Below are 12,954 nucleotides of genomic sequence, written 5' to 3'. Positions count from 1 at the left end.
TGACAGAATGCGGCGTTTGGTTTTAGGGCTGCTGCGCAGCCCAGCGCGGGGCAAGCCCGCTCACCACACAAGCCCGCTCACCCCAGGTAGCTTGCTCCTACAGCGTCTAGCGCGGTTCGATGTGGGCAATCATCAGTTGCACAGTCTCATTCCCACGAAACTCGTTCACATCCAGCTTGTACGCCAACTCCACCCAACGCACGGTCGGGTTCGGCCAGACCTCACGGTCCACGCCAAAGGCAATGCCATCGAGTTTCACTGACCCGCATTCAGTCTTGAGCACCACCTTCAGGTGCCGCTCACCCACCACGCGCTGCTCTACCAACTGGAATACACCGTGAAAGACCGGCTCGGGAAAGTGCTGCCCCCACGGCCCGGCATGTCGCAACGCGCGGGCCAGTTCCAAGTGAAACTCTTCCACCGCCAGAGTGCCATCCGACAACAAGCGTCCGGTCAGGTCTTCCTCACGCAGTTGCCGACGCACTTCAGCATCAAAGGCTTCGGCAAACAGTGGGAAATTTTCCTCGCGCAGTGTCAGGCCAGCCGCCATGGCGTGGCCGCCGTATTTGGCGATCAGGTTGGGATGCTGGCTCGCGACCACCGCCAGGGCGTCACGGATATGAAAACCCTGCACAGAGCGCCCTGAGCCCTTCAACAGGCCATCACCGGCGTCGGCAAAGGCGATGGTCGGTCGGAAATACCGCTCCTTCATGCGCGACGCCAGAATGCCGATCACACCTTGGTGCCATTCCGGGTCGAACAGGCACAAGCCATAGGGCATCGACTCCACCGGCAGGTCCTTGAGCTGGGCCAAGGCCTCGCGCTGCATCCCTTGCTCGATGGATTTACGGTCCTGATTCATGCCATCCAGTTGCGCGGCCATTTCACGGGCAGCGGCAACGTCGGTGGTCAACAGGCATTCGATCCCCAGGCTCATGTCATCCAGGCGCCCGGCGGCATTCAGGCGCGGGCCGAGGATAAAGCCCAGGTCAGTAGAAGTGATGCGTGCCGCGTCGCGCTTGGCCACTTCCAGGATCGCCTTGATCCCCGGCCGCGCACGGCCAGCGCGGATACGCTCCAGGCCTTGATGCACGAGGATGCGGTTGTTGGCGTCCAGGGGCACTACGTCGGCCACGCTGCCCAGGGCAACCAGGTCGAGCAATTCACCAATGTTGGGTTGCGGCTTGTTGTCGTACCAGCCCAAGCTGCGCAGGCGCGCACGCAGTGCCATCAGCACGTAAAAGATCACACCCACGCCGGCCAGGGCCTTGCTCGGAAACTCACAGCCGGGCTGGTTCGGATTGACGATGGCATCTGCCGCCGGCAACTCATCACCAGGCAAGTGGTGGTCCGTCACCAACACCTGCAACCCCGCCGCTTTCGCCGCCGCCACGCCTTCGACGCTGGAAATGCCGTTGTCCACGGTGATCAGCAACTGCGGCTCGCGCTGCAGGGCGACAGCGACAATTTCCGGAGTCAGGCCGTAGCCGTACTCGAAACGGTTGGGCACGAGGTAATCGACATGGGCCGCACCGAGCAAACGCAGGCCCAGGGTGCCTACAGTGCTGGCGGTGGCGCCATCGGCGTCGAAGTCACCGACGATTAAGATACGCTGGCGCTGCTCCAATGCGGTCACCAGCAAGTCCACCGCCGCATCAATCCCTTTGAGCTGCTGATAGGGAATCAACCGGGCCAGGCTTTTATCCAGCTCGGCCTCGGACTGCACCCCGCGCGCGGCGTAGAGACGGGTCAACAGCGGTGGCAGTTCACCGAGAAACGGGAGGACGGCGGGCAACGGGCGAGGATCGATACGCATGGGGTGACGGGAGCTTCTCTTCTATTTGACAGTTAGTTAGCAATGCTAAAGGCAACGCAGATCAGCTGTGGGAGCTGGCTTGTTGTGGCGAGGGAGCTTGCTCCCGTGGGCTGCGTAGCAGCCTCTCGCTTTTTGGGGGGCGCTTCGCACCCCAGCGCAAGCAAGCTTGCTCACCACAACAGCTGGCTCCTACAGTCTCAGCCGCGTTCGCCGACCAGCCATTGCAGTTGGACTTCATGCTGACCACGGTCGTCGGTGACGAACATCGTGCCTTCGCTGATCATCACGTCCCACTTGATGACGCGGGGCATGTCCTTGGCCAGGGTCTCCAGGACTTCCTGGGGCACGGCGGCGATGTGTACGTTTTTCAGGTTATTCGCCACCGGCACTACCTTGCCTTCCCACACGCGCAAGCTGCCGTAGGCCAGCAGGCTGGTGCGTTCGGTGCGGCGCGAGCACCAGGTGAGGCGGTCGGCGTCGGGCTGGCCGACTTCGATCCAGTGCAAAACCCGATCATCCAGGCTTTTTTCCCACAGGGCTGGTTCGTCTACATCTGACAGGCCGCGCCCGAACGACAACTGCTCGTTGTACCAGAGGGCGTAGGCCAGCAGGCGCACGGTCATGCGCTCTTCGGTTTCCGACGGGTGGCGGGCGATGGTTTGTTTGACGCTCTCGTACACCGAGCGATCGAGGTCGGTGAGGTTGAGTTCGAATTTGTAGGTCGTGGACGGCTGGGCCATGAACGGGCTTCTAGAGACAGGGAAAGGCGGCCAGTCTAACCGATGGCGAGGCTATTCAACGAATCCTGCGCTGCCCAGGGCTACTCGCCTATGTTAAAAGGCATCACACCCACGCCCTGCGCAGACAAGGATCCTCATGTCGTTCAACGCCAAACCGCTTGCCGGACTGAAAGTCATCGAACTCGGCACCCTGATCGCCGGCCCGTTTGCCTCCCGTATCTGTGCGGAATTCGGCGCCGACGTGATCAAGGTCGAGTCTCCCGACGGCGGCGACCCCCTGCGCAAATGGCGCAAGCTGTACGAGGGCACATCGCTGTGGTGGTTCGTGCAGGCGCGTAACAAACAGTCGCTGACGCTGAACCTCAAGCACCCCGACGGTCTGGCCATCCTCAAGCAACTGTTGGCCGACGCCGACATCCTGATCGAGAATTTCCGCCCCGGTGTGCTGGAAAAACTCGGCCTGAGCTGGGAAACCCTGCACGCCCTCAACCCCAAGCTGGTGATGGTACGTCTCTCCGGCTTTGGCCAGACCGGGCCGATGAAAGATCAGCCAGGGTTTGGTGCTGTGGGCGAATCCATGGGCGGCCTGCGCTACATCACCGGCTTTGAAGACCGCCCGCCGGTCCGCACCGGTATTTCGATCGGCGACTCGATCGCCGCGTTATGGGCGGTGATCGGTGCGTTGATGGCGCTGCGTCATCGCGAAGTCAATGGCGGTTTGGGGCAAGTGGTGGATGTGGCGCTGTACGAAGCCATCTTCGCCATGATGGAGAGCATGATTCCGGAGTTCGACGTGTTTGGCTTCATCCGCGAACGCACCGGTAACATCATGCCCGGCATCACGCCGTCCTCGATCCACACCAGCGCCGATGGCAAGCATGTACAGATTGGCGCCAACGGCGATGCGATCTTCAAGCGCTTTATGTCGGCCATCGGTCGAGAAGACCTCGCCAACGATCCTGCACTTGCCAGCAATGACGGGCGCGATAGCCGCCGTGATGAGCTGTATGGGGTAATTGATCGCTGGGTGAACTCGCTGCCGCTGGGTCAGGTGGTAGAGATCCTGAATAAGGCCGAAGTGCCCGCCAGCCGCATCTATAGCGCCGAAGACATGCTCGGCGACCCGCAATTCCTCGCCAGGGAGATGTTCCTCAAGGCCAAGTTGCCTGGCGGCAAGGACTTCAAGATGCCGGGCATCGTGCCCAAGCTGTCGGACACGCCGGGCAGCTGCGAATGGGTCGGGCCGCAGTTGGGTGAACATAACAGCCAGGTGCTGGGCGGGCTGGGTTATGACGCTGCCGCCATTGTGCGTTTACGTGAGGCAGGCGCGATCTGATGATCCGCACGCTTGCTCAGCTTTGCCTCGGCGTCATGCTCGCCTGGGGCCCGACCGCCAATGCTGAAGACACGCTGGTCTGGCTATTACGTGACCTGCCTCCCCTGACCATTTTCGAAGGCCCACGCAAAGGCCAGGGTGCGCTGGACCAGTTACTGCCGATACTCATCGAACGCCTGCCGGAGTACCGCCACCAAGTGCTGCACGTCAATCGCGCACGGGGCATGCAAATGCTGCGTGAGCCCACGTTCACCTGTGATCCGTCATTGCTGTGGACGGCCGAACGGGCCAGGTACATCGTGTTTTCCAGCCAGGCGTTTGTGGTGGCCGGCAATGGCGTCACCATCCGACACGACCAGCAGGACGCCATGGCGCCCTACATCACGCAAGGCCAGTTTGACCTGCAGGCGTTCCTCGATGCTCACACGTCTAGGGTGGGAGCCATCGCCGAGCGCAGCTACGGGCCTGTCATCGATGAACAGCTCAAGCACGCTGATGCGCACAAGCTCGCACTGCATTACGGCAACGACGCCTTGGGTAGCCTGTTGCAGATGCAGCGCCTGGGCAGACTGGAGGCGGTGTTGGGTTATTGGCCGGAAATCCGCTATCACGCGATGCAGCAGGGCATCGTCTCGGACGACTTGATGTTCTACCCCATCAAAGGCTCGGCGCCTTACCAACGGACGCACATCGGTTGCTCGGATACGCCCCAGGGACGCCAAGCCATCGAAAGGATCAACCAGATCCTGCGCGAAATCCCACAAGAGCAGATACAGCAGTCCTACGCCTCATGGCTGGACCCCGTCATGCGTGAACAGTATCTGCGCGATAACCCGAGTTTTTTCCAGGACTCGCCGGCCCCCTGACAAATCGCAGGCAAAAAGAAACCCCGGAGCGTGGGGAGACACTTCGGGGTTAAACGTGGCCTACAAAGACCAGTACAACAAGGCACAAACACCGGAGCACAATGTTTGCTCTTGCTGTTACGAAATCTGACCGGCCACGCTGTAGGAAGTTTCCATAATTAAACAATTCTTCATGCGGCGGTGGCGTTGCGGGTCTGGGCTGCGTTGCGCAAGGCCGCGATGACCGAGGGTTCGACGCGCCCTTCGGCAATTTTGATGTCACGCAGCAGGCAATCCACCACATCCACCAGCACGCGTTTGTCCATCAATTGGGCGCGGTCGACTTCACGTTCGACCACAATGGCGCCAGCAGGATTCTTCACGGTTACCAGGCACTCGTCCTGCACACCAGAGGTGGTCAGCGTAACCTGATAAGGGCTCAGTGCTTCTTCGAGCAATAGGCTGATACTTTCCATCTCGATCACCACTCAATAGTTCGGGAACAATCGTTTCAACGGGAGCTGCATCTATCCTAAGTGACTGTTTGTGACGTAGGAAAGTTCGCTTTATCGTCTTTATGGGGCCGTCAGGGGGTGACGGATTCCAGCATGCGCTTGCAACATGACAGGGAAAAAACGGCTGCACATAACTGCTTACGCAATGGGCGGCTGTTTTGGGGTTGGCCGAGGGCCGAGACCCGAGGTGAATCCTATACTCGGTGAGCGCTGGTATAGCTGCTACGCAGATAAAAGCGCAGGTCAAAAGGCCCTTATTGCGAAGGATGAAGATGATGGCGGAACACAATGAACAGCAAACATCGACAGACAGAATGCACGCCGAGGTCTCACGTATTTTTGCTGAAATCGCACGTATGAACGCAGAGCAGAACAAACTCAACAAAGAATCCCTGAAGATAACCTGTGAGACTTTCTGGTACCCGGTGGGTATCGCGACAGGGTTCTATGCCGCAGTCGGCACCGTCATAGTCGTCGCGCAGAAACTATTCTCGTAACACTAGACCGGGCCTGCCAGAAACAGAAAACGCCGCTGCCCCAAGGAAGGGAAAGCGGCGTTTTTGTGCACCGTGAACACCCCACTTTCCACCATCACTGGGTTAACAGGCTAAAATCCCCGAATTGTCCGGGGAATCTATCTTGAGAAGCGCACCTGAAAAACCCTTGCGCATCATCCTTGCCGACGACCATCCCATTTTCCTGATTGGTCTGCGAGCCGTCTTGGAACGCGATGAACAGTTGGAAATCGTCGGCGAAGCCAACTCACCCCAGTCCCTTGCCCAATTGCTGCAACACTGTGCCTGCGACCTGTTGATCACCGATTTCATGATGCCCGCCGAACCCCAGGCCGACGGTTTGCGACTGATCGAACAACTGCGCCGGCATCACCCAACGCTGCCCATCGTCGTGGTGACCATGCTCAACAACGCTGGGTTGTTTCACGCCATTCTGGAGCTGGGTGTCATGGGCCTGCTGAGTAAAGCCAGCCTCGCGAATGAATTGCCTGAAGCCGTCCGGCGGGTACGCCAGCAGCAATGCTATGTGGCCCACACCATTCGCCAGTCACTGAGCGCCGTGGGCACTGATCGATTGCAGTCCCACGAGCAACTGTCGCCCCGCGAACTGGAAGTGATTCGCCTGCTGGCGAGAGGGCTGACCGTTGGTGAGATTGCGGCACAACTGCATCGCAGCAAGCAGACAGTCAGTGCGCAAAAAGTGAGCGCCATGCGCAAGCTAGGGCTCAGTACCGACGCATCATTGTTTATCTACGTGCAGGAGCATGGGTTGGCCTAGCCTCATGGCCGAGCCACTCTTTAAGTGCCTGAGCGTCCATCGGCGGGGCAATCAGGCGGCCTTGCAACCAGGCAGGGCCCAGTGCACAGGCCGCATCACGATCGGCTGTCGTTTCAATGCCCGCCATCACCACGTTCATGCCCATGCGGCTGGCCATGCTCATGGCGCCTGCAACGACGGCCACTTTGCGCTCATCGCCCGCCATTCCACAGGCAAAGGCCGGTGGTATTTTCAGCTCGGTGAAAGGCAGCTCCAGCAAACGCTGCAAACTCGTACCGCCGACGCCGAAGTCACCGATAGACAATTTGCAACCGATCATCCGCAAACGTAGCAAGCTGCTGACATGAGCACTGTCGGTGTTCAAGCGGGTGGTTTCGACCAGTTCCAGCGTCAGGCTATGGGCGGGCACGGCATAGCGTTGCAGCAGGCGCTGCAGCCTCTGGGGAAAATGCGCATGCTCCAGCATCCGCCCGGGAATGTTCACCGCCACTGGCAAGATCTCGCCCGTATCCCACGCTATCTGGCTGACAAGGCCTAGGGCCTCTTCCATCACATGCCAGGTAAATGCCTCCTCCATACCGGCAAACTCCAGCACCGGCAGGAATTCATGCGGTAGCAACACTTCTCCCTCAGGTAGGTACCACCTCGCCAGCACCTCAACCCCTTGCAATACGCCTGCCTGGCAAACGATAGGCTGAAAGCTGGCGCTGGCGTAGCGCGCGATGGCTACCTGGCAGGCATCCACCGAAGGCGGCAATTCATCCTGCTCATTCACCCCCAACAGTTGGCGTACCCTCTCCCAGGACACTACCTGCGGCCCTGGGCGTAAGTGTTGCCGGCAAACCGTCAGCAGTTGCCCGATCAGCTGTGCCGAGGCGGGTTTGGGCAAACACCTGAGCACATTCAACCCGGCCTGACGCGCCATGTTGGCGACACCCTCCAATACGTTGGGCTCAGCATTGCTTAACAGGATCAGCACCTGAGTCTGCCGCAGCTCGCCCAATTCGCGAATCAGCTCAAGGGCATCGCCTTGCTCCAGATAGAGGTCGCAAATAGCAATGTCTACCGGCCCCTTGCTCGCCAACGACTGCCGGGCGGCCTCTACTGTTTCGGCCGTCATTACATTAAATACACCATTGGCATTGAGCATCTGGTGCAGGGCCATCAGTTGGAACGGGTTATCTTCGAGGATCAAGACATTGAGGGAGCGCATGAAAAACTCTACGACGTAAAAGCGAGGTGGCGCAGGCTACTCAAAAGGCCCTGCGCGCCCCATAGGACACGTCCTATTCTTGCGGATTCAAATGAGCCCCCAGCTCAACTTTAAACTCTGCCAGCGCTTCATTCAGCACAAGCCACAGGGGTTGAACTTCTTCAATACGTTGCTCACGCAGGCAGCTTTCAAGCCCCACACACGCCTTGGCAAGGGGCAGCGCATCCACCAGGCAGCAAATGCCCTTGAGGCGATGCAGCGAGGCCATCACCCGGGGGAAATCCTGTTCCGCCAACGCCGCCTTGATCGCGTCGTGCTCATGTTCAAGACTCTTCGCCAGCTCCTCCAGCATTCGCTGCAGCACCGGCCCATCGGCCTGGGTCATCGCATGCAAGGTCTGGATATTGAAGGTGCGCAACGGCGCCACGCGGGCGAGTACCCTGGCCCAGTGTTCAAGGGTAACCGGCTTGACCAGCAGTTCATCCATCCCCACCTCAAGACAACGCTGGTGCTCATCCTCCATGGCATTGGCGGTACAACCTACCAACGCACAGCGCGGTCGTCGCTCCTGCGCTTCAATCCCGCGGACCGCTTCGCTCAAGGCGTAGCCGGACATACCCGGCATGTTGCAATCGGTCACCAGCACGTCAAAGGCGTCATCTCGCCAATGCTGCAAGGCCAACTCAGCCGAGTCGTGGGCCACCACCCGATGACCGAGGAATTGAAGCTGCTGAGCCAGTACCAGACGATTGGCGGGCAGGTCATCCACGACCAGCACCGACAAACGGCGACCGACACTCGGCAGGGTCACCTCAGGCACAACGGGCATGTCGTCGCCACTGACCCGTTCCAGATACAGGTCAATGCACACCGTCGTGCCCTCGCCCGCCGCGCTGCTCAGGGAGATCGTGCCGCCCATCAACTCCACCAGTTGCTGACAAATGCTCAAGCCCAGTCCCGTCCCGCCATGCTGAGCCGCCGTCAGCGGGCTGACCTGGACAAAAGGCTTGAACACCCGGGCCTGTTGTTCGACGCCAATCCCCGGCCCACTGTCTGCAACACACACATGCAGGTATTCAGCGCCTGACTCATCGCACAGGGTGACGACGCTGAGGCGGACCTCACCCTGCTCGGTAAACTTCAACGCATTGCCCAGCAGGTTGTGCATGACCTGCCGCAAACGCAGCGGGTCGAACCAATAATTCCCTTGCGCCGCTGGGTCAAACGCCAGGGTCAAATGCAGGCCTTTTTTACGTGCGGTGGCTTCGAACAGGCGCTGGATCCCCTCGAAAAAACTTTTCAGGTCAGTGGTCTGCGGCGCCAGTTGCAAATGGCCTGCTTCGATCTTGGCCAGGTCCAGGCTATCGCCCATTAACTCAATCAATTCTCGTGCCGAACGATGGGCCACCTGTAGCGCTTCGGAAACGCGTTTGCCCTCGGCCAGGGCGCGTTCTTGTTCCAATTCAAGCAAGCCGATGATGGCGGTCATCGGTGTACGAATTTCGTGGCTGAGCGTCGAGAGAAATGCACTTTTGGCGTAATTCGCTTCGTCAGCAGCCTGGCGTGCGTCCATCAACTGATGTTCCAGGACTTTGCGCTCATTGATGTCGATCCACCCCCCGAGCAATCCCTGCAATTGGCCGCGCGCGTCGAAAAACGGCACCGTCCATTGATACACGTGGAAAGTGCCGCCGTTGAACTCCAACTGGCGATCAACAAATAACGATCGCTGCGTTGCCAACTGCTCCATGTGCCCTGCATGCAGGCGTGCGGCAGTAGCCTCTGGCATCAAGCCACTCTCCATCAAGGTCAGGCCCTGGATCTGCTCGCGCCGGGTGGCCAACTGCTGCTCATAGCTGGTGTTACAGGTCACCAACCGCCCAGCCAGGTCACGTACGAAAACCGGGTTGGGCATGCCGTCGAGCAAGGCACGCTTGAAGGCCAACTGATCGCTCAGTCGTTGCTCGGCCACCAAGCGCTGCTGGATCTGACGCTTGAGCCGGCTATTCCAGGCCAGCGATACCAACACACACAACAGCGCCATGGCGACCGTCCAATAGGCCCATGGCGGCACACGCTGCCATGCCGATGTAGGGATGGGCACCGCGCCCAGCCAGCGCAAGCGCAGCGCGCTCAACTCTGCCACCGGCATCGCTTCCAAAGCCTTGTTCACAATACTCAGCAGCTCGGGCTGATCCTTGCGCACCACAAGGCTGTTGGACGACCACTTGCCCTCGACACTACGCCCGATACGCAAGCCGTCGGACGGGTAACTCTGCACCTCCACTTCATTCTGGATAGTCGCTGCCGCGTGCCCCTGGATCACTTGATCACGGGCCTGGGTATAGTTATCGACAGAGAGAATTTCGATGTCTGGGTGTTCACGACGAATAAAGTTTTCCAGTACATGGCGTGCCGGCAACGCCAATACTTTGCCGGACAGTTCACTCAAACTGACCAGTAATGGCGTGTCGCTGCGCTGGATAAACACCCATCCGGCGCCACCAAAACCATGGCTGAAATCCAGGAATTGCCTGCGCTCCTGATTCTCGGCCAGCGTGGTGTTCATATCCGCCCTGCCCGCTGCCAGTAACTCCAGGGTCTGCGCGGTGGAAGACACCTCCTCCATCACGAACTGCAACCCCGTCATGCGTGAAATCCGGTTTAGCAGATCGACGTTCAGGCCGACCCATTGGTCGTCCTTGTCTTTGAAGATGTACGGCGACTGTTGCTGGGACGCCACCACCACATGAGGATGGTGCAACAGCCACGCTTGCTCCTGGGCCGACAACACAATGCGGTCTGCGGCGATGTCCACCCCCAGGCCAGTGGTCCAGCGCGCCAGGATTTCACGCTGTATCGACTCGTCGATACTCGCCAGGGCACGGTCCAGCATGGCGCCTAATAAAGAGTCCGCCGCACGGGAGGCAAAGGCAAAACCAATCGGCGCCAGCCGGCTTTCCACTTTTATCTGCAAACCCAGGTAAGGACGCAGCGACTTGTAGGCACGCACGATCACTTCATTGCCGATAAAGGCATCGGCATCCCCTTGGTTCAACGCCTCCAAGCCACTGTAAAGGTTCGGAGCCAGTATGATATGACTGGCGGGATAGGCCCGATGCACATTGCCGACATTGGCATATCCCTCCAGCAAAACCACCTTCTTGTCCGCGAGGTCCTCGTTCTGCGTGGCGTCGTCGCGGCGCACGACAACCACCGAACGATCCGGCATGTAGTCCCGGGTAAACCGCAACCCAGGCACATCCCGCTCATAGCCATTGGCGCTGGTCAGAATATCAATCGCCCCACTGCGCAAGGCTTCCACCGCTTGCGCCCGCTCAGCGAAGCCCATCACCTGCATGGGCACATCGAGGCGCGCGCCGATCAGGCTCAGGTAGTCGGCGCTGATGCCCTGGTAGCGATTATGGTCGCGGGTAATATCAATCGGCTGGTAATCATCAATGGAGATACCAACCTTCAGCGTTCGATGGGTCGCCAGCCATTGCTGCTCGGCGGCCGTCAAAGGCAAGGGTGCCAGAGGCGTAAATGCCGGGACCAGTTTGAAGGGCAGGCTAACGGCTGCCAGGGTCGTCGACAGATGACCGAACAAGAGCAGACACACCAGCCACATGCATCTTCGGCTCAATAAAAGCACCGTATTGGTTTCCTTGTTTTTTGTTGTCGGTTGCCCGTTGGAGTATGGCCTGCCCCAATGAAAAAGCCCGTCACTAAGACGGGCTTGAGCAACCTCGCGAAGCCATTGAATCAGAGCGGCTTGCCACGATTTCCGTGCTGGCTCACAAACGCCTGCACAGCCTTCAGGTCATTGGCCAACACGGTGCAACGCTCTTCACGCTCGAACAGGTCCGCCAAGTGCACAGGCAGCTCCAGCGCCTTGCCAACACCAGCCTTCTCTACCGCTTCCGGGAATTTAACCGGGTGGGCGGTGCCCAGGATCACCATCGGAATGTCCAGGCTGCGGCGGCATTCGCGGGCAGCCTTCACACCGATAGCGGTGTGCGGGTCGAGCAGCTCGCCGGTCTGGGCATAGACTTCAGCGATGGTTTCGCAGGTCTGTGCATCGTCCACGGCCAGGGAATCGAACAGCTTGCGGGTTTCGGTCCAGCGCTCTTCTTCCACGCTAAAACCGCCGCCACTCTTGAAGGTGTCCATCAAGCCGGCAATCGCTGCACCGTTACGACCGTGCATGTCGAACAGCAGGCGCTCGAAGTTCGACGAGACCATGATGTCCATCGACGGCGACAGGGTGGCGTGCAGGGTTTCCTTGACGTACTGGTTGCCGCTCATGAAGCGGTGCAGGATGTCGTTGCGGTTGGTGGCGACGATCAATTGGTTGATCGGCAGGCCCATGTTGCGCGCCAGGTAACCGGCGAAGATATCGCCAAAGTTGCCGGTAGGCACCGAGAACGACACCGAACGCGCCGGGCCGCCCAACTGCAGGGAAGCGTGGAAGTAGTAAACGATCTGGGCCATGATCCGCGCCCAGTTGATCGAGTTCACCGCTACCAGGCGTGTGCCCTTCAGGAAGCTCTGGTCAGCAAAGCTGTTCTTGACCATTTCCTGGCAGTCATCGAAGTTGCCTTCGATGGCAATGTTGTGGATGTTTTCACCAAAGATGGTAGTCATCTGGCGACGCTGCACTTCCGACACGCGCTTGTGCGGGTGCAGGATGAAGATGTCGACGTTTTCGCAATGCTTGCAGCCTTCGATGGCCGCCGAGCCGGTATCACCGGAGGTGGCGCCGATGATCACCACGCGCTCCCCGCGCTTCTCCAGCACGTAGTCGAGCAGGCGACCCAGCAGTTGCAAGGCGAAGTCCTTGAATGCCAGGGTCGGGCCGTGGAACAGCTCCAGTACCCATTCGTTGCCATTCAGCTGGCGCAGTGGCGCGATGGCATTGTGGGAGAAGACACCGTAGGTTTCTTCCAGGATCTTCTTGAAGTCCGCATCCGGAATGCTGTCGGTGACGAACGGGCGCATCACGCGGAACGCCAGTTCGTGGTACGGCAGGCCAGCCCAGGATGCGATTTCCTCTTGGGTGAAACGTGGCAGGTTTTCCGGCACGTACAGGCCGCCGTCGGTGGCAAGACCTGCCAGCAGGACGTCTTCGAAATTCAGGGCCGGTGCCTGGCCGCGGGTGCTGATATAACGCATGACTGGCTCCTCTAGAGCATT

Annotated in this window: 10 protein-coding genes; 4 read left to right on the top strand and 6 right to left on the bottom strand. The window is 59.5% G+C overall.

The window, feature by feature from the left end; translation table 11 throughout:
- Positions 1-106: 106 nt before the first annotated feature.
- Both recJ and ACP7C6_RS08715 read right to left on the bottom strand, forming a co-directional pair.
- A complete protein-coding gene (recJ, locus tag ACP7C6_RS08720; protein WP_028617803.1) occupies positions 107-1,816 on the bottom strand; it encodes a single-stranded-DNA-specific exonuclease RecJ in 1,710 nt (569 codons plus the stop codon).
- A gap of 197 nt (positions 1,817-2,013) precedes the next feature.
- The gene (locus tag ACP7C6_RS08715; protein WP_016977727.1) at positions 2,014-2,556 is read right to left on the bottom strand and encodes a YaeQ family protein; all 543 of its coding nucleotides are present in this window, start codon (positions 2,554-2,556) and stop codon (positions 2,014-2,016) included.
- A gap of 136 nt (positions 2,557-2,692) precedes the next feature.
- Here ACP7C6_RS08715 and ACP7C6_RS08710 point away from each other — a divergent pair, with 136 nt between their 5' ends.
- On the top strand, positions 2,693-3,892 hold the full coding sequence (locus ACP7C6_RS08710; protein ID WP_028617804.1) for a CaiB/BaiF CoA transferase family protein: 1,200 nt from the start codon (positions 2,693-2,695) through the stop codon (positions 3,890-3,892).
- Positions 3,892-4,758: a TIGR02285 family protein gene (locus tag ACP7C6_RS08705; RefSeq protein ID WP_122685553.1), complete on the top strand. Its 867-nt coding sequence runs from the start codon at positions 3,892-3,894 to the stop codon at positions 4,756-4,758. Before ACP7C6_RS08710 ends, ACP7C6_RS08705 begins: the two co-directional genes overlap by 1 nt.
- 170 nt (positions 4,759-4,928) lie before the next feature.
- Here the strand turns inward: ACP7C6_RS08705 and ACP7C6_RS08700 are convergent, their stop codons facing one another.
- Positions 4,929-5,213, bottom strand: a complete 285-nt coding sequence (locus ACP7C6_RS08700) for a DUF3509 domain-containing protein (RefSeq protein WP_028617806.1) — start codon at positions 5,211-5,213, stop codon at positions 4,929-4,931.
- A gap of 314 nt (positions 5,214-5,527) precedes the next feature.
- Here ACP7C6_RS08700 and ACP7C6_RS08695 point away from each other — a divergent pair, with 314 nt between their 5' ends.
- Together ACP7C6_RS08695 and ACP7C6_RS08690 are read left to right on the top strand one after the other, a co-directional pair.
- Positions 5,528-5,749 (top strand): hypothetical protein, encoded by a 222-nt coding sequence (locus ACP7C6_RS08695; RefSeq protein ID WP_049711681.1) that lies wholly within the window; start codon positions 5,528-5,530, stop codon positions 5,747-5,749.
- A gap of 142 nt (positions 5,750-5,891) precedes the next feature.
- On the top strand, positions 5,892-6,545 hold the full coding sequence (locus tag ACP7C6_RS08690) for a response regulator transcription factor (protein WP_028617808.1): 654 nt from the start codon (positions 5,892-5,894) through the stop codon (positions 6,543-6,545).
- On the opposite strand, the gene ACP7C6_RS08685 is transcribed toward ACP7C6_RS08690, so the two are convergent.
- The 3 genes from ACP7C6_RS08685 to thrC all read right to left on the bottom strand — a co-directional run bounded on the left by ACP7C6_RS08685 (position 6,514) and on the right by thrC (position 12,933).
- Entirely contained in the window at positions 6,514-7,758 is a 1,245-nt protein-coding gene (locus ACP7C6_RS08685; protein WP_028617809.1) for an EAL domain-containing response regulator, read from the bottom strand. The genes ACP7C6_RS08690 and ACP7C6_RS08685 overlap by 32 nt on opposite strands.
- Positions 7,759-7,831: 73 nt before the next feature.
- On the bottom strand, positions 7,832-11,389 hold the full coding sequence (locus ACP7C6_RS08680; protein ID WP_426108626.1) for a transporter substrate-binding domain-containing protein: 3,558 nt from the start codon (positions 11,387-11,389) through the stop codon (positions 7,832-7,834).
- 134 nt (positions 11,390-11,523) lie between these two features.
- Complete coding sequence (gene thrC / locus ACP7C6_RS08675; protein ID WP_426108625.1) at positions 11,524-12,933, bottom strand: threonine synthase; 1,410 nt, start codon at positions 12,931-12,933, stop codon at positions 11,524-11,526.
- Between the last annotated feature and the right edge of the window lie 21 nt (positions 12,934-12,954).

The organism is Pseudomonas sp. TWR1-1-4, assembly GCF_049897165.1.
In the GTDB taxonomy this organism is placed as follows: Bacteria; Pseudomonadota; Gammaproteobacteria; order Pseudomonadales; family Pseudomonadaceae; genus Aquipseudomonas; species Aquipseudomonas canadensis.
The sequence above is the reverse complement of the archived record's forward strand: the minus strand, read 5'-3'. Positions and strand labels throughout refer to the sequence as shown.